17 protein-coding genes are annotated in these 16,980 nt (G+C 37.5%); 5 read left to right on the forward strand and 12 right to left on the reverse strand.

What is annotated here, in order from left to right; genetic code table 11:
* Positions 1-138 precede the first annotated feature (138 nt).
* The 3 genes from hutI to G8Y84_RS10695 are packed head-to-tail and all read right to left on the reverse strand — an operon-like array spanning position 139 to position 4,331.
* Positions 139-1,371 (reverse strand): imidazolonepropionase, encoded by a 1,233-nt coding sequence (hutI, locus tag G8Y84_RS10685; protein WP_105996813.1) that lies wholly within the window; start codon positions 1,369-1,371, stop codon positions 139-141.
* Positions 1,371-3,038: a urocanate hydratase gene (gene hutU / locus G8Y84_RS10690; protein WP_119505273.1), complete on the reverse strand. Its 1,668-nt coding sequence runs from the start codon at positions 3,036-3,038 to the stop codon at positions 1,371-1,373. The genes hutI and hutU overlap by 1 nt, the downstream gene beginning before the upstream one ends.
* Positions 3,039-3,056: 18 nt before the next feature.
* Positions 3,057-4,331, reverse strand: a complete 1,275-nt coding sequence (locus tag G8Y84_RS10695; RefSeq protein WP_371874987.1) for a YjiH family protein — start codon at positions 4,329-4,331, stop codon at positions 3,057-3,059.
* Positions 4,332-4,638: 307 nt separating this feature from the next.
* On the opposite strand from G8Y84_RS10695, the gene G8Y84_RS10700 reads away from it, so the two are divergent.
* Positions 4,639-5,517 carry a LysR family transcriptional regulator gene (locus G8Y84_RS10700; protein ID WP_119505274.1) on the forward strand — a complete coding sequence of 293 codons (879 nt, stop codon included), beginning with the start codon at positions 4,639-4,641 and terminating at the stop codon, positions 5,515-5,517.
* 62 nt (positions 5,518-5,579) lie between these two features.
* Here G8Y84_RS10700 and hutG read toward each other — a convergent pair whose 3' ends face one another.
* Complete coding sequence (gene hutG / locus G8Y84_RS10705; RefSeq protein WP_037574965.1) at positions 5,580-6,509, reverse strand: formimidoylglutamase; 930 nt, start codon at positions 6,507-6,509, stop codon at positions 5,580-5,582.
* Positions 6,510-6,768: 259 nt separating this feature from the next.
* On the opposite strand from hutG, the gene sdpC reads away from it, so the two are divergent.
* Complete coding sequence (gene sdpC / locus G8Y84_RS10710; RefSeq protein WP_165806352.1) at positions 6,769-7,836, forward strand: peptidoglycan release complex CPBP-like subunit SdpC; 1,068 nt, start codon at positions 6,769-6,771, stop codon at positions 7,834-7,836.
* A 40-nt stretch (positions 7,837-7,876) separates the two neighbouring features.
* On the opposite strand, the gene G8Y84_RS10715 is transcribed toward sdpC, so the two are convergent.
* Entirely contained in the window at positions 7,877-8,566 is a 690-nt protein-coding gene (locus G8Y84_RS10715) for a ribose 5-phosphate isomerase A (RefSeq protein ID WP_037574967.1), read from the reverse strand.
* 132 nt (positions 8,567-8,698) lie between these two features.
* Between G8Y84_RS10715 and G8Y84_RS10720 the strand changes: the two genes are divergently transcribed.
* Positions 8,699-9,358, forward strand: coding sequence for an MOSC domain-containing protein (locus tag G8Y84_RS10720; RefSeq protein ID WP_105965505.1), 660 nt, complete (start codon positions 8,699-8,701; stop codon positions 9,356-9,358).
* Positions 9,359-9,375: 17 nt separating this feature from the next.
* The gene (locus tag G8Y84_RS10725) at positions 9,376-9,843 is read left to right on the forward strand and encodes an SRPBCC family protein (RefSeq protein WP_037574972.1); all 468 of its coding nucleotides are present in this window, start codon (positions 9,376-9,378) and stop codon (positions 9,841-9,843) included.
* A gap of 88 nt (positions 9,844-9,931) precedes the next feature.
* Here G8Y84_RS10725 and G8Y84_RS10730 read toward each other — a convergent pair whose 3' ends face one another.
* The 5 genes from G8Y84_RS10730 to G8Y84_RS10750 all read right to left on the reverse strand — a co-directional run bounded on the left by G8Y84_RS10730 (position 9,932) and on the right by G8Y84_RS10750 (position 13,704).
* Positions 9,932-10,129, reverse strand: a complete 198-nt coding sequence (locus G8Y84_RS10730; protein ID WP_165806353.1) for a helix-turn-helix transcriptional regulator — start codon at positions 10,127-10,129, stop codon at positions 9,932-9,934.
* Between the two features lie 155 nt (positions 10,130-10,284).
* A complete protein-coding gene (locus G8Y84_RS10735) occupies positions 10,285-10,617 on the reverse strand; it encodes a YnfA family protein (protein WP_103158962.1) in 333 nt (110 codons plus the stop codon).
* A 118-nt stretch (positions 10,618-10,735) separates the two neighbouring features.
* Entirely contained in the window at positions 10,736-11,971 is a 1,236-nt protein-coding gene (locus G8Y84_RS10740) for an ABC transporter permease (protein ID WP_165806354.1), read from the reverse strand.
* A complete protein-coding gene (locus G8Y84_RS10745) occupies positions 11,964-12,863 on the reverse strand; it encodes an ABC transporter ATP-binding protein (RefSeq protein WP_037574981.1) in 900 nt (299 codons plus the stop codon). Before G8Y84_RS10745 ends, G8Y84_RS10740 begins: the two co-directional genes overlap by 8 nt.
* Before the next feature lie 250 nt (positions 12,864-13,113).
* A complete protein-coding gene (locus tag G8Y84_RS10750) occupies positions 13,114-13,704 on the reverse strand; it encodes a DUF805 domain-containing protein (protein ID WP_165806355.1) in 591 nt (196 codons plus the stop codon).
* A 192-nt stretch (positions 13,705-13,896) separates the two neighbouring features.
* Here G8Y84_RS10750 and G8Y84_RS10755 point away from each other — a divergent pair, with 192 nt between their 5' ends.
* Positions 13,897-14,505: a DNA-3-methyladenine glycosylase gene (locus tag G8Y84_RS10755; protein WP_037574983.1), complete on the forward strand. Its 609-nt coding sequence runs from the start codon at positions 13,897-13,899 to the stop codon at positions 14,503-14,505.
* A gap of 74 nt (positions 14,506-14,579) precedes the next feature.
* On the opposite strand, the gene G8Y84_RS10760 is transcribed toward G8Y84_RS10755, so the two are convergent.
* Both G8Y84_RS10760 and G8Y84_RS10765 read right to left on the reverse strand, forming a co-directional pair.
* Positions 14,580-15,902: a Na+/H+ antiporter NhaC family protein gene (locus tag G8Y84_RS10760; RefSeq protein WP_037574985.1), complete on the reverse strand. Its 1,323-nt coding sequence runs from the start codon at positions 15,900-15,902 to the stop codon at positions 14,580-14,582.
* A 163-nt stretch (positions 15,903-16,065) separates the two neighbouring features.
* A complete protein-coding gene (locus G8Y84_RS10765; RefSeq protein WP_105965503.1) occupies positions 16,066-16,911 on the reverse strand; it encodes a hypothetical protein in 846 nt (281 codons plus the stop codon).
* Positions 16,912-16,980: the final 69 nt, after the last annotated feature.

The raw sequence follows: 16,980 nt of genomic DNA on the forward strand, positions 1-16,980 counted from the left end.
AACAACGCGGAAAATAACCTCTATAGTGCCATTTAAAAGCATCATTCAATCAAAAAAACGAGTTAGGAAATCGCCCAACTCGTTCTATATGGTAGTCCTACATACAAGTATTTATTTGTATCATCACGCGCCTTTTTATTAAAGTGCTAATTGATGATCGACAATCACTTTACCGTCTTTAATCACTTTTTCTGCATGATTTATACCATAATGATAAGGAATGTATTCATGGTTTGGGGCATGCCAAATGACGATATTTGCTTTATCCCCTTCATTGATAGTTCCCGCATCTACATTAATCGCCTTCGCTGCGTTAACAGTGACCGCATTCCATATTTCATTTGGTGATAATTTAAGTTTAAGGGCTGCAATGGCCATCACCATTTGTAAATTATTTGTCACACAACTGCCTGGATTAAAATCTGTCGCAATGGCGATTGCACCATGGTTATCTAACATGCCACGTGCATCTGCATAGTCATTTTTACCTAGATAAAACGTAGTTCCCGGCAATAAGACCGCAACCGTATCTGAATCTTTTAATTTGGCCTTGTCTTCATCACTAGAAGCCACAAGGTGATCTGCAGAAATCGCTTCTTCATCTATGGCAAGCCCTAAGCCGCCTAAAGGATCAATTTCATCTGCATGAATTTTCACTTGGAAACCTTCTTTTTTAGCCGCTTCCATGTAACGCTTAGATTCTTCTATAGTAAAAACGCCTGTTTCGCAGAAGATATCCGCAAAATCTGCATATTTTTTAACTTCTGGAAGCAATTCTATCATCTCTTCTAAAAAAGCTTCGTTTGAGGTTGCATCTTTTGGAACTGCATGAGGTCCTAAAAATGTATGTCTCATATCAAGCGCATATTTTTCTTGTAATCGACGTGAAACACGAAGTTGCTTCAACTCATTTTCTTTGTCTAAGCCATAACCACTTTTGCTTTCAACGGCTAAAACTCCGTGATGAATCATAGTCAACAAATCATGTTCTGCCTTTTTGAATAAATCATCTTCACTCGTTTGACGTGTGGCTTCAACCGTTGAAAGAATGCCGCCACCTTGCTCTAAAATTTCCAAGTAAGAAACTCCTTGTCGTTTCAACGACATTTCGTGTTCACGAGAACCCCCGTGCACCAAATGTGTATGGGCATCTATAAGCGCAGGAGAAACCACCTTACCTGTCACATCAATCGTTTCTTTCGCTTCATATTCCTCTGAATGCGGACCAGAATAAACAATTTTTCCGTCTTTTACAACAACAGTCCCATTTTCAATGACTGTGAGTTCGTCTAATTCTGCGCCTTTTAACGGGCGTTCAGTTGATTTGGGTAAAATTAATTCTTTAATGTTTTGGATTATTAAATCATTCATTATTTGTCATCACCTTTATCTGTAATCATTGGAATATCTACACCTTTATTTTGCGCAGTTTCGATAGCAATGTCATAACCTGCATCTGCATGTCTTACTACTCCCATACCCGGATCTGTAGTTAATACACGTTTTAATCGACGATCAGCGCGTTCAGAACCATCAGCTACGACAACCATACCCGCATGAAGAGAATATCCCATACCAACGCCGCCACCATGATGCACAGAAATCCATGATCCACCGGCTGCTGTATTCACAAGTGCATTTAAAATTGCCCAGTCCCCTACTGCATCGGAACCGTCTTTCATCGCTTCTGTTTCACGGTTAGGAGAAGCCACTGACCCTGAGTCTAAATGATCTCGACCAATAACGATAGGTGCTGAAATTTCACCTTTACGTACTAATTCATTTAAAGCTAAGCCCATTTTGGCACGATCACCATATCCTAACCATGCAATACGTGACGGTAAACCTTGAAACGCAATTTTTTCACTCGCCATATCTAACCAACGCATGAGCTTTTCATCTTCAGGGAAAAGTTCACGCATTAATTGATCTGCACGTTCAATGTCTTTAGGATCACCTGATAAAGCCGCAAAACGGAAAGGCCCTTTACCTTCACAAAATAGTGGTCGAATATAGGCTGGAACGAAGCCTGGAAAATCAAACGCCTTTTCGAGTCCTTGGTCAAACGCGACTTGACGAATGTTATTTCCATAGTCAAAAGCAATCGCGCCTTTTTCTTGGAATTTCAACATCGCATCGACATGTTTTTTCATTGATTCAGAAGATAATTGGACATATTTTTCTGGATCTTCTTCACGTAACTTTGCAGCTTCTTCTAAAGAATAGCCTTCAGGGACATATCCATTTAATGGATCATGCGCAGAAGTTTGGTCCGTAACAATGTCAATTTTAAAATCACGTTCTAAAATCTCATGGTGAATTTCAGCTGCATTACCAACTAAACCAATGGATAAGGCTTCACCTTTATTTTTAGCTTCTTCAGCTTTTTCTAAAGCTTCATCTAGAGAGTGGGTAATGATATCACAATAACGCGTGTCAATTCGCTTTTGAATTCGTGTTTCATCCACGTCTACACCGATGACAACCCCTTCATTCATTGTTACTGCTAAAGGTTGTGCGCCTCCCATTCCGCCAAGACCTGCTGTTAAAGTGATTGTTCCTTTTAATGAACCATTAAAATGTTGATTCGCACATTCTGCAAACGTTTCATAAGTTCCTTGAACAATCCCTTGAGAACCGATATAGATCCAACTCCCTGCAGTCATTTGTCCATACATCATGAGTCCTTTTTTATCTAATTCATGGAAGTGCTCCCAATTTGCCCATTTAGGAACGAGCACTGAATTAGATAATAATACACGTGGTGATTCTTCATGTGTTTTGAATACAGCGACAGGTTTTCCTGATTGCACAAGCATTGTTTCGTCCTTTTCTAAACGGCGTAATGTTTCAACAATTGCATCAAAAGCTTCCCAATTTCGCGCTGCTTTCCCTATTCCGCCATATACTACTAATTTTTCAGGATGTTCAGCAACTTCAGGATCTAAGTTGTTATATAACATACGTAAAACCGCTTCTTGTTCCCAACCTTTACATTCAATTTCTAACCCTTTTTTCGCTTTAATTTCTCTTGACATCATGAATCTCTCCTTTGTTTAAAATAATAGTAGACTAATTGGAATGGTAATCAATAATGTTAAAACAACACGAATAAACCAAATGACCACTAACTTCCAAATAGGAATTTTAATTTCCGTCGCTAAAATACAAGGCACTAGCGCTGAAAAGAAGATAATCGCTGAGACACTTGTAATCGCAACGACAAATTTCACCTCTAAAGCGGCTTTAGCCACAAGCAATGAAGGTAAAAACATTTCAATAATTGAAATGGCCGAAGCTTTTGCCAAAAGGGCTTGATCTTGAATTGGAAAAATCATAATAAATGGGTAGAAAATATAACTCACCCAATCGATAATAGGTGTGAAATTTGCCAATAATAATCCGATAAATCCAATTGATAAGATGGAAGGCAAAATGGCAATAGTCATTTCTAAACCGTCGCGGACATTGACCCAGATGTTTTTCAATAACGGCAATGAATGATGTGATTGTCTTTTAGCCTCATTCCAAGCCGCTTTTAGGCGACTTCCGTTGACCTTGACTTCTTGTTCGCCTTCTTGTCCCCCGTAATAGGCTTCGCTCTCGTTGGAAATTGGGGGTAAGTGTGCGGAAATGGCTGTCACAATAAATGTAATGATGAGACAAAGCCAAAAATAAAGGTTCCAATGGGACATTAAATCCAGTGTACGTGCCACAATGACCATAAATGTCGCAGAAACAGTTGAAAAACCTGTGGCAATGATGACCGCCTCTTTTTTGTTATACATGCCATCCTTATACACACGATTGGTAATTAATAATCCGAGCGAATAACTTCCCACGAATGAGGCGACGGCATCGACGGCTGACTTTCCTGGTGTTTTAAATATTGGACGCATAATCGGTTGCATGAGCACACCTATAAACTCTAGTAATCCATAACCTACTAATAGAGATAAAGCAACAGCACCAATAGGTATCAGTATGCTTAACGGTAACATCAGCTTTTCAAATAAAAACGGACCATAGTCAGGTTGAAATAATAGGTTGGGTCCCCATTTGAAAACGTACATTACACCGATAGCGGCACCCAAGATTTTAAAAAAGACAATAACGGCTTCTGTAATCGATTTTCGGTAATCTTTTCGTATTATAGGCAACACTGCGCCTAACAAAATCATCACCAATGCCACATAAGGCATGAATGCTCCTAGTAAAGCACGTACGCCTAAGTGCGCGTGATCGACGAGTATGGTTTGATTGCCATTAATCGTCATCGGAACAAAAAAGAAAATAATTCCTAAAATGCTGAAGATCCAAAACTGCCACATGTTACGCCCACGTGTGGACTGAACTCCCTTTGTTTCTTTCATTTTTATAATACACCCCTTTGAACTTTGCCTTATGAGCCTTTAACGACCTCCATTATGAGTAGTTTCTGAAATTTTTAATTTGCCATATTTCTCCCAATTATTATTAAATTTCCCGTGTCGATAAAGCCCCTTTTTCTTTATATCAACACGCTTAATATGTTCTGTGGGTGATTCCCCAACAATTTCATTGTAATATGGTAAGATATTAATGACCAATATAAATAAACTAATTATTGATAGCTTGAAACTATAAATGGAGGTCAAAATGAAAATTTTACAATTAGAGTATTTTATCGAGGTCGTTAAACAGAATAGTTTTACTAAAGCGGCTCGTACTTTGCATATCAGTCAACCTTCGTTAACCGCAACAATTAAAAAAATGGAATCACAATTAGGCTATGCCTTGCTCAAACGTACTACGAAAGATATTTCTATTACTGAAAAAGGCATTCAATTTTATAATTATGCGCAAACCTTAGTACAGCACTACCATCAAACGATGGAACAAATGTATGATTTAAAATTAAGTCATACACCTAAAATCAAACTCTCTATTTTAGAATCTACAGCACATTGGGTGGCCACAGTCATTAAAGCACACAATATGAAACATCCTGATCAACATTATCAAATTACAGAAATTTTAGATTTAAACACATTGACGCAAAAATTATTAGATTTTGAGATTCATTTCGGTCTTTCGAATGATGTCATTAAAAATGAGGAAATTATCTCCTTGCCACTCTACACAGAAGATTATGTGGTGTTGACCTCGCAAAATGAATTCCAAAATCAAAAGGCACTTTCTATTAAGGACTTGCCCCTTATTCTCACCATTCAGCCTTATCAAGTCCGCAAACATATCGACGATTATTTTACCCATATGCAAGCGCGTCCAAATATTGTTATGGAAGTTGAGAGGTTTGAAGTTGCGACAAATTTTGTGCATCAACGAATGGGATATGCGGTCATACCCCGCATTTATTATCAGTCCTTTAAGACGAGTCATCTCGATGCCATTCCGATACAACCTAAAATAGAGCGCACCATTTATATCAATTATGCTAAAAACAGACAATTTTCAGCCCAAATGACCACGTTGTTAAATGATATCCGTGAATTTTGGCAATTTAAAACAACATAAAAAATCGTCATGAACGCCTTTGAGGAATAGCGTTCATGACGACGTCTTTCAGTGTTAACACATCAATAATGAATAAAATAAGAGAGGAATTGACCAATGAGTTTAGCTGTTCGTTGATCAACATCGTATTGAGGATTCATTTCTGCAATGCTCACAGATGTGACATGATCATACTGTAAAATACGTTTTGCTAATGTTAATACACAGTGTGGCGTGAGCCCGAGCACTGCACTTGCACTTACGCCAGGCGCATAGGCACTATCAATCACATCCATACAAATTGTAAATAATATCACATCGTGATCATGGATAAAATGTTCAATTTTATCTTTAACTTGTGGGGCAATGTGTTCCGTAATTTCGTCTGCAAGCACATATTGCGTTCCTGTTTGGTCTGCATACTCAAACAAACTAGGCGTATTGGCTGGACGTTGAATGCCGATGACAAAATAATCTAAGTTGTCGTCTTGTTCTAACATTTGACGAAAACTTGTACCCGAAGTAGAACTTTCTTCTTTACGATTATCAAAATGAGCATCAATATTAATAACGCCAATCGACTTTTCAGGATGGGCTGCACGTACACCTAAATATTGAGCATAGGCAATATCATGTCCGCCCCCTAATAAAAATGTACGCTTATGATTGAGTATTAATTGTTCGACATATTTTCCATATTCTTTTTGCGCCTCAAATAACGAGTCATGATTAAAGGCAAAATTACCATAATCAATGATGGGGGTCTCAGACGCTGCAGGCAACCCCGCAAAAGCTTTCTTAATCGCATCTGGTCCTTCTTTAGCGCCGATGCGTCCTTTATTCAGCTCCACACCTTTGTCTATCGCATAGCCTAGTAATGCAACACTGTCTGGATGATTTTGAATGGTCTCAACATTTTCAAACTGAACGGTTTGAAAGTGTCGAAACGCTTGTCGATCCGTTTCACTATCCAATCTGCCTGTCCACAATTGTGTATTTGGTTCAAGATACATGATGATGAATCCTCCTTCAAACTAAAAAAAGAATGAACTATTACATATCAAGTATACCCTTAAAAATGTTTAATAAAAATGCTTTCAACATTTTACTTTTATTACAATTAGATGATAAATCTCACGCATCAATTTATTTATTGTATATATACCGTTATAATGTAAGCTAGATTATGAAATGAAGCATGTGATAGAATTTTACATATTTACACATCGCTTTTACTATTATTTTGCGTACCCTGAATATGGAGGATTAATTATGAACCATTCGCGTATTTCAGGCTTTCAATGGGCAATGACAATCTTTGTCTTCTTTGTCATCGCATATGCCAGTCCCGTGATTTTACGAGATTTTCAAGAAGCATCCGGCTTGAAAAATTTCGTGTTCTCATTAAATAGTTTAGGCCCATTTATTGCCGCTATTATTTGCTTATTGATTTTCAAACATAAAAAAGAGCAACTAGAAGGTTTCAAATTAGGCATTAATTTAAAGGTCATTGAACGCCTTTTACTCGCTTTAACGATACCATTTGTAATTTTTATTATTGGTATGTATAGCTTTAACACATTTGCTGATAGCTTTATTCTATTACAAGCTAAAGACTTATCTGAATCCATTTGGACCATTTTAATTGGACACTTATTCATGGCCTTTTTCATCGAATTTGGATTCCGTTCATATTTATTGAATATTGTTGAACGCAGATTACCATTTTTATTCGCAAATATCGGCGTCAGCTTATTGTACTTAATTTGGGATGTGAATACGGCTTTTGGTATGCCATACACGATGTATAGTGCCATTTATGTATTTTCATTTTCAATGATTGTCGGTGAGCTTGTGCGCGGTACAGGCGGCCATTCTATTTATATTGCGACACTATTTCATGCATTTATGTCTTTCGCAAAAGTTTTCTTCTTCAGTGAAGAAATTGGCGATGTGTTTTCGATGCAAGTCCTCGCCTATGCGACAGCTGCTATCGCCGTTATAGTCATTGTTGTAAGTTTAATCAAACGTTTATTGACGCCACGTCATAAAGGTGATGACGATGACACACCGATGTTTTATGACCAACAACGTGAACATGATATTGAAGAAACAGACAATGAAGCGCATCATCATGAAGCGCATCATCATGAAACGCGTCATCATGCATTAAACAACCATCATCATGAGCACACACATAATCATGAGCATCATGAAGCCCATAATCATGACATGGATGTAGATGAAGAAACACGTGCGCGTGCAATTGTACAAGAAGATGAAGCACCTACAGAGAATGACCACGCTACAAATGAACGTGCTTCTCGTTTACGTCGATAATCAAAAGACCGAAGAGACAAATGCCTCCTCGGTCTTTTTGTTATTTTGTTGACTTAGACAATATTTTGACGCCCTTTTTTGTTCCTATAATAGCTTCATCTGCAAGGTCTAAAAAGTATCCTGTCTCCAAAACGCCTGTTAAATGAATTAAGAATTCATGAAACTCATAAGGATCTTGAGCTGACGACATCTCGACATCTAAAATATAATTTCCATTATCCGTAATGAGCGGCGTGTCCTCGACCATGCGGCGATAAGCTTTTACCGGATATGCGGCTTCAATTTGCTTTCCAAGTTGGTACCAGTTGAACGTATCCACCTCTACAGGAAGTTTAAATGTCTCCCCTAAGTAGTTTACACATTTCGATTCATCCGCAAGTACCACAAAGCGTTCTGCAAAAGCATCAATCACTTTTTCTCTAAATAAGGCGCCACCCCCGCCTTTGATGAGATTCAAGTTTGGGTCAATTTCATCTGCGCCATCAATGGCTAAATCTATCTTTTGAACATCATTAATATCTAAGATTGGAATATTCAACATTTTCGCTTGATACGCTGTTCGTTCCGAAGTACATACCCCTCGTAACTGATAGCCTTGCTCCATTAATTTTGCAATTTCAGGAATTAACAATTCAATCGTACTCCCTGTGCCAATGCCTAAAGTCATACCATCTTCAATTTGCGCGACTGCATCTTTCAATGTCAATAATTTTAATTGTTTTGTGTCCATCTTATGCCGACCCTTTCTACGCTTTTTCCTTTACTTTTATTGTACATGAATACACATAAAATACCATCCTCTACAAGACGTTTTGCTATTTTTCTTATACAATAGGACTAACACTTATCTTGGAGGTAAATTATGGAATATTCGATTACAGCGATTTGTACAGGTAAAATAGAAACATTGCATTATGATCATACCTCATTAAAAAGTGCGATGAACAAAGTCCCCCTCCAACATGAGACTTGGTTGTCTCGCCTTGGATTTGAGGGCGATGAGCAGGAATATCACGGTCATGGTGGCCCGGATAAAGCCGTTTGTTTATATAGTACGGATCATTACGCTATGTGGGAAGATGTCATCTCACCTATTCCGCCCTATGCTTTTTTCGGTGAAAATATTTCAGTGGATGGCATTGATGAAACAGAATTGTATTTTGGTAACCGATATCAATTAGGAGAAGCCATTATAGAAGTGTCAGAAATTCGTGAGCCGTGTCGCAAAATCCAACAAAAATATCAATATAATGGGATTATGAAGCGGATGATGGCGACGGGTAAAACAGGATGTTATTTTAGAGTGATTCAAGAAGGTAAAGTCGCGCCTGACAGTCGTCTTAAATTGCTTAAAATGGCGCCTGTAGACACGCGTTTATCCGTACAGGCACTTAATGATGTGTATTATAATGACAAAAAGAACAAAGAGAAGCTTTCCTATGCGCTAAAAAATCCTTTTATTACAGAGGAACGACGTAAGAAATTAAATACGTTATTGATGCGTTGTTCCACAACGCAATAAAAGAAGAGGTGATGCTCATGGAAGTTCAATATTCTAAAACTAAAACCCATGCGATTCAAGCACTTACTAAAACCTATGAAACAGATATTCAAACACTGTTTCACTATCTCAGTACGAATAAAGGGATTCAACAATGGTTTCCAGAGCTTTCCTTTGATGAGGATAAGCTTTACTTCCAATTAGAAAACCAAACGCCTATAGCCATGCATATTTGGGAATATACAAAACCCACACAAATAAAGTTTGAATGGGCGACAGGGACAGTTGAAATGACACTTACAGCATTAAGTCCAAATGAAACTTCTCTACACCTCCATGAATCGCTCCCCCAAACTATCGAACATCTAGGGATGGATTTTGCAGGTTGGCAGTACAAAATTGATGCATTAAAAATGCTCATAGAAAAAGGGCACATGCCCAACCAATCAGAATTTGATTTTAAAGCACGAGCCACACAAATCCTCGACATTTTAAAATTGAAATAAACATTTAAAATCTACTGTCAATAAACATAAAACATTATTTGATATATTTTAAAGCATAAAATCCCCTTCACAATGTGTAAGAGGATTTTTATGCTTTAAACTCGTGATCTTCGAATATAAATATGTCTTCAACAGTTGTGTTGAAAACCCGTGCGGTTAAAATCGAGGGCATAAACTCTTGACGTTCAATTAAAGAGACCGTCTGCCTTGAGATGCCAACTTTTTTAGCAAGTTCAGTTTGATTATACCCTTCACGCGCACGTAATTCTTTTAATCGTGTTCGCATGGCAACAACTCCTCATTCAACATCATATTTTCCCAATCATCACTCAAAAGATTAATTCAACTTGAGGAAATGTGAATCACGCATCCACCTCAATCATTATCAAATGTCACCCTTAAAATATACTATTACCCGGGAAATGATTTCCCTGTCTTTCTTTATCCTCTTGAAGGCAGGACCATGACCAATACGCCAACAATACAAATCAATGCGCCTATCACGTCAAACTTGTCCGGGGGTTCATGATCAATCCAATACGCCCATAATAAACTGAGTACGATAAAAACACCGCCATACGCTGCATATACACGACCAAAAGTTGGAAAACTTTGAAAGGTAGCGACGACGCCATATGCCATTAATAATAGACCCCCAAATAATCCTAGCCACGCGGATTGATCGTTGCGCAGCCAAAGCCAAATGAGGTAGCCTCCTCCGATTTCGCACAGTCCTGCTAATATAAAAATGGCAGTTGGATACAAAAAGTTCATATTTTCTTCTCCTCACACCTGTTGTTAAAACGATTTCTTCAATACTGTATGATACAATCAGCAAGTTTTCAACTTAAAAAGCGAGCTCAACCTATCTTTAGGCGCTCGCTTTTTGTTATCAGGATTTTTTAAAAGTACGTTTTAGTGATTTCCACCAACCTTTTTCAAAAGTAAGGACCGCATTTTTATAAGATTTCGTCGCAAAATAGAAGAGCACTACAATCAGTACGAGATGAATCACGATTGCGATAATTCCTTCATATGTTGGCGTTTCAGGAATTGATAAACGTGCAAATGTAACAAATGGTGAGAAAAATGGAACATAACTCGCAACTTTGACAATAATATTGTCTGGGTTCGTAAGCCCACCGATATAGCCTGTATAAAAGCTCGCCAACATGAGCATCGTTAAAGGCATCATCGTTTGCCCAATGTCTTCAATACGTGCCGTCAAGTTGCCGAGAATAGCTGCAAATATCACATAGGCAAAGACACCTATAATTAAGAAAAGGACACCAAAGGTAATTAATCGTAAAATATGAGGCGTGACCACAAAGTCTAAACCTTTTAATGTTTGCGTAAAATCAAACGCGTAAGCACAGATTAAAACCGTGAGGCCTAAAATAAGCAATTGTGTAAGCGCTACAGCAAGAACGCCTAAAATTTTTGCAATAATATGGAGGGAAGGTTTCACACTGGTAATAATCATTTCAGAAACACGGGATGTTTTTTCAGTAGCGACCTCCATGGCGATTTGGTTGGCATAATTAATGATAATAAACATCATCAAAAGACTACCGACCATGACAATAAATGAACTAAACCCCTTTTCATTTTGATTAATGCTTGCCCCTTTCGCATCTTTAACGACATGTGTGTCGATGGTGCTCGGTGTCAGCAATTGCTGTTGTTCATCTTGAGAGAGTCCCAATTTCTCGGCTATTTGTTGAGATTGGAGTTGTGTCAAAATGGTTTGTAGCTCTTTTTGGTCTTGCTCAGACGGTTCAGAGGTTGATTTAATCGTCGCCGATAAACGGTCTCCTTGTGTTTTAATGACATACGCCCGATTAATTTTTTCATCTTTTAAGGCCTTATCAACTTTGGATGGGCTTAATTTTTCATAATGAATCTCTTTATGTAAGCTTTCCCCCATCGATTTCACGTGTTGGTAAACACGGTCATCTTGTGTCACAATTGCGATATTATCGTTGCCTTTATCAAAGAATTGAATGATTTTATCAACATTCGCTAGCCCCACGATGACTAAAATAAAAAGTATCGTTGAAATCATAAAAGCTTTAGACTTTAATTTGTTAAAATACGTCATTTTAAACGTTGCTAAAAACTTACTCATGAATGTCACCCACTTTTTCAATAAAAATTTCTTGAATCGTAGGGTCTAATATTTCAAAATGTCTGACAAACCCTCTTGTTTGGAGTTCTTGATAAATGTGATGTGCCACCTGTTCATTTTCAATCATAAAAAGTGTCCCCTTGGGCGTTATTTTCATTTCGAGAACCCCTGGTAACGTCGCAAGATCTTGTAAATCGTAATCCGCATCTACAATCACACGTTGATAGCCACTTTCACGTTTGACTTGTTGAAGCGGACCTTGCACGACCATTTGGCCACGATTTAAAATGCACACATCATCACATAATTCTTCAATATGTTCCATTCGATGGGAACTAAAAATAATCGTCGTTCCTTGTTGATTAAGGTCAATGACGGCTTTTTTCAACAATTCTACATTGACCGGGTCTAATCCACTAAAAGGCTCATCTAAAATAAGGAGCTGAGGCTCATGTATCATACTTGCGAGAAGTTGTACTTTTTGTTGGTTCCCTTTTGAAAGCGACTCAATTTTTTTATCACGATGTTCTGTAATTTGGAAGCGATCAAGCCAGTAATCAATGGCTTTTTTTATGTCTTTTTTATTCATACCTTTTAAAGTCGCCAAATACGTTAACTCATCGACCACTTTTAATTTTGCATGTAATCCGCGTTCTTCTGGCAAATAACCTATTTCATTATAATTTGAAGTGTTTATTTTATGACCGTTAAAATGAATTTCACCTTCTGATGGCTCAGTTAAACCTAAAATCATACGAAATGTAGTTGTCTTTCCTGCTCCATTACGTCCGAGAAACCCTAACATTTTGCCAGTTTCAAGTTCAAAAGAAATATCTTTAACAGCCGTAACTTGTTGAAATCTCTTGCTGACATTGGATACTTTTAATGACATAAGCAACGCCCTTTCTTCATTTATTAAATTCAGTATACATGACTCCTCATATTTTGACAAATATACTTGTCATAAAGACATGTATATTTTACATAGTCCTCTTCATGATTTTATAAATATAAAAAGCAGAACATCCATCATATCGATTTTTGTTCTGCACGTATCCTTATTGAATGTTTTAATCTTTCATGAAGTTATCTTTTTTTTGAGATGATGTATCATCATTTGGATGTAAAGGTTCCTGTGTTTATTACGTCATGCTTCTTTCATTTGATACACCCTCATTATGCATCTGTCTGTAAGCCCCTGAATAAGGGACATATTTTGGAGACGGTCCATATTTATTTGTCTCTTCTTGGCTATCTAATAAACTGACTACAAATACAAAGATATTTAATCCTAACAAAAGTATTAAAAATATAATTAATACGGGCCATGGAATAAACCCAGTATGGTTTGTAATGGTTGAATGGCCAATCTCTGCTACTTCTGTACGTTTTGTAAAAGCATTGATAATATTATAGATTATGCCAACTGCAAATGAAAGCATCGGTATTAACATCGAAAAGCCACGATCATGGAAGCGTCGAACATTTAAAGCTAAGTTCGGAATAATGGTTGCGAGCACGTACAAAGCCAACGCAAATAAAAGAACAACACCTACGACTAGAAGGACGAATAGCGTTAAAACACCTAAAATAAGAAGCGTCAAAGTAATGATGAGATGCCATAAGGCGACCCACCAATATTCGCTACGTCGACTTCTCCCTTTAAAATTCAAATAATTCGTCCAAAATAATTTAAACGCTTCGAGAAAACCAACTTGTTGCGTTACATTCATATCTCATGTCCCCCTAAAGTTGTTATACATTTAAAATCTTAACACAAGTATATTAAACTTTTGTAAAAAATAAATATTGAATTTCAAAAAACAAAAACGTATTTTAATGATTTTGTAAAAGCACCTTCATTCTTGAAGGACAATCTCTTTTTTCGATACACTAAAGGTAAATATATTTTGGAGGCCAGTTTGATGGATTTTATACAACGCACGACCGAAGAAATTGCGAAAGATTTACTTGGCGTTAAACTGATTTACGAAGATACTCAAACAACTTTTAGTGGATATATCGTTGAAACTGAAGCTTATTTAGGTATTAAAGACCGTGCTGCCCACGGCTTTCAAGGTAAACGCACGCCAAAAGTCAACTCCTTATATCAATTAGGAGGCACGATTTATGGTCATATGATGCACCGTTACTTGCTTATTAATTTTGTCACTCAAGCTGAAGGTACTCCTGAAGGCGTCTTAATTCGTGCGATAGAACCGGAAGACGGCATTGACATCATGAAGAAAAATCGTGGGAAAACAGGTTTCGAAATCACAAATGGTCCTGGAAAATGGACCACTGCCTTAAATATCCCGAGATCTATTGATGGCTCACGTCTTAATGAAGGTCGTCTCAAAATTGATACACGACAGCGTAAATATCCGAGGGAAATTTTGGAAAGTCCGCGTATCGGTATTCCTAACAAAGGTACATGGACTGAGGCGCCATTAAGATATACCGTTAAAGGCAATCCCTTTGTCTCTCATATGCGAAAACGGGACTGTGTCGAACCGAAGGCCACTTGGAAATAATGCACTAAAAAAGCGCTCAAAATTCATTAACAAATTGAATTTTGAGCGCTCATTTATTTAAAATATATGCCTATTTATGATGCTTTTTTTGTTTTAAACATTCCCAAATGAATAGATATCACTGTACATAAAATCAAAATCACGGGATAAAATGAAAATTGTAAAACTTCTATATAAGAGACGTGGCCAAATTGTTCTGCCATTAACATCCCACTGTCATGTGGTAAAACCATCAAAGCACATGCGGCAAAGATATCAAGGATACTGGCCATTCGTTTCGGTGCAATGCGCGCCGTTTCACCAATTTCTTTAGCAATAGGTGCTGCAATTAAAATGGCAACAACGTTATTGACTAACGCGGCTGATAATACACCAGATAAAATCCCCATTGAATATTCAGCACTTTTACGTCCGCGGGCTTGTTTTTTCATCGTTTCAACAATCCAATCGATACCCCCATAGTATCGGATGAGCGCAACAAGTCCAGAAATTAAAAATGCGACTAAAAAGATACTGAAGGTCGATTCCATACCTTCTCCGACCTTAGACGTCCATTCAAAAAATTGAATTTTACCTTGAATCATCCCTAAGATACCTGTCATCACAATCCCTGAAAGAAGGACAAGCATCACATTCATTCCTGCAATAGCGGCTATAAGGACAAACAAGTAAGGGATCACATCGATAATATTATAAGATAAATCCCCTTTAACTTTTCCAGTTCCCCCAACGATCGCGTAAATAATAAATGTGATAATCGCTGCTGGAAGTGCAATAAGGAAGTTCGCTCTAAATTTATCTTTCATGTTAGCCCCTACGCCTGTAGTTGCGGCAATCGTTGTATCTGAAATGATGGATAAATTGTCTCCAAAATAAGCCCCTGCAATCACAGCCGCAGCCGCAGCCGCCACATTCAAGTCTGCAGATTGTGCAACCGCAACACCAATCGGTAGAAAGGCTGCTTGTGTTCCTGTGGAAGTTCCCATTGCAGTAGCGACAAAGGCACTCATCGCAAATATTCCAGGTATGAGTAGACTAGGAGGAATAATAGATAAGCCCATATTCACTAACGCATCTTGACCCCCAGAAGCACTCGCTGCACTTGCAAACGCACCTGCAAGAAGTAAAATAAGACCAAGTTCTGCAATTCCAGAGGAACCCGCATTTTCTGTGAATATTTTAACCTTTTTATGCAAAGGGGTACGTCGATCATACGCAAGCCATGCAATTGCAATTGCTATAAAAATAGCGACGTGACGTGGTAATTTATCAAAAGCATCTTTTGCTCCAATAGCAGTAAAATATAAACCAACGCCCACATAAATAACAAGAAACACTACTAAAGGCAATAACGCTAAAGCCCCATAATGTTTCTGACTTCTTAATTCATTTGACATGGGTCATTTCTCCTCAAATCATAGTTTTATGATATGAATTATACACGCTTCTTTAAATTTGACAAGAGTTCTAAGATATAGAACATAAAATATCTTATTTAATAACCCATTTTTTCAAAATAATAAATGTACACTTAGTTAGACACTGCTATTGTTTCTCTCTTTAGCATGAAATCACCTTCGTCATTGCTTGATGTGCTAAAGGTTGTAGAAAGTGCAATTGGATATCATGCATGATGACTTCATCTTGTGTTTCAAGCATTAAAGTTAAATGATGAATATGTGTTTCTTCAATTGAAATCGTGTCCATATCTAAACAATTCGGCGTATCAATATCGATGTCACCTTTTTGCAAGATGTCCCCAAATTGGTCTAACAATTGATAGGTAATTTGAGGTGCACCTTCAATATCTTTGATATGGAGTGTCGGCTGCATGACGCCTAACGTCGGATAAAATTGGCAAAAAATATCAAAATCTTCAATACGATCATAGCCACGTGCGACGATATGCATAGATTCATAAAAATCATGGATTTGAGCTTGTTTATACCAATGAGCTACTGGAAAACAGATCATTTTTAAGTGATTATGGCCTTCTTGAACAAATGGCGTTACATTTATACGATGATAAGTGTCTTCAGGCTCAATATAAGTCACCATTTGCTCATCAATAAATATAAATGTCGGAAGTTTGATTTCATTGATGATGAGGTGGTAGTCATTAACTCGATTGTAATCATTCACGTGAAAGTGAGATTGCAATGTATAACAACGCGATAACACATCTTGTGGTGCGTTCGAGCCTTCCCCTTGTGATGGCTTTGTGACTATAAATGATTGATGCTGTTCTATCGTCCATTGATTCTCAATTGTAATGACTGAAGCGGCTTCTTCTTCGCAAAAAGTATTGAAATATTCGTTTTGACTCATATAAGGTGTAATGTGTCTAGGAGATGTTAAACGATTTTTATCTCTATACTGTTCAATGGTCTTTTTTTCTATATACATAATAATCCTCCAAATAATAACATTACTTATTTTTGTACTTTCATAATTTAGCACACCTTTTTCACTCCG

This window comes from Staphylococcus sp. 11511212 (assembly GCF_011394755.1).
Lineage (GTDB): Bacteria > Bacillota > Bacilli > Staphylococcales > Staphylococcaceae > Staphylococcus > Staphylococcus chromogenes.

Coding starts and splice junctions, on each gene's coding strand:
- hutI (WP_105996813.1), bottom strand. CDS start 1,371: ATGAATGATTTAATAATCCAAAACATTAAAGAATTAATTTTACCCAAA.
- hutU (WP_119505273.1), bottom strand. CDS start 3,038: ATGTCAAGAGAAATTAAAGCGAAAAAAGGGTTAGAAATTGAATGTAAA.
- G8Y84_RS10695 (WP_371874987.1), bottom strand. CDS start 4,331: ATGTGGCAGTTTTGGATCTTCAGCATTTTAGGAATTATTTTCTTTTTT.
- G8Y84_RS10700 (WP_119505274.1), top strand. CDS start 4,639: ATGAAAATTTTACAATTAGAGTATTTTATCGAGGTCGTTAAACAGAAT.
- hutG (WP_037574965.1), bottom strand. CDS start 6,509: ATGTATCTTGAACCAAATACACAATTGTGGACAGGCAGATTGGATAGT.
- sdpC (WP_165806352.1), top strand. CDS start 6,769: ATGAACCATTCGCGTATTTCAGGCTTTCAATGGGCAATGACAATCTTT.
- G8Y84_RS10715 (WP_037574967.1), bottom strand. CDS start 8,566: ATGGACACAAAACAATTAAAATTATTGACATTGAAAGATGCAGTCGCG.
- G8Y84_RS10720 (WP_105965505.1), top strand. CDS start 8,699: ATGGAATATTCGATTACAGCGATTTGTACAGGTAAAATAGAAACATTG.
- G8Y84_RS10725 (WP_037574972.1), top strand. CDS start 9,376: ATGGAAGTTCAATATTCTAAAACTAAAACCCATGCGATTCAAGCACTT.
- G8Y84_RS10730 (WP_165806353.1), bottom strand. CDS start 10,129: ATGCGAACACGATTAAAAGAATTACGTGCGCGTGAAGGGTATAATCAA.
- G8Y84_RS10735 (WP_103158962.1), bottom strand. CDS start 10,617: ATGAACTTTTTGTATCCAACTGCCATTTTTATATTAGCAGGACTGTGC.
- G8Y84_RS10740 (WP_165806354.1), bottom strand. CDS start 11,971: ATGAGTAAGTTTTTAGCAACGTTTAAAATGACGTATTTTAACAAATTA.
- G8Y84_RS10745 (WP_037574981.1), bottom strand. CDS start 12,863: ATGTCATTAAAAGTATCCAATGTCAGCAAGAGATTTCAACAAGTTACG.
- G8Y84_RS10750 (WP_165806355.1), bottom strand. CDS start 13,704: ATGAATGTAACGCAACAAGTTGGTTTTCTCGAAGCGTTTAAATTATTT.
- G8Y84_RS10755 (WP_037574983.1), top strand. CDS start 13,897: ATGGATTTTATACAACGCACGACCGAAGAAATTGCGAAAGATTTACTT.
- G8Y84_RS10760 (WP_037574985.1), bottom strand. CDS start 15,902: ATGTCAAATGAATTAAGAAGTCAGAAACATTATGGGGCTTTAGCGTTA.
- G8Y84_RS10765 (WP_105965503.1), bottom strand. CDS start 16,911: ATGTATATAGAAAAAAAGACCATTGAACAGTATAGAGATAAAAATCGT.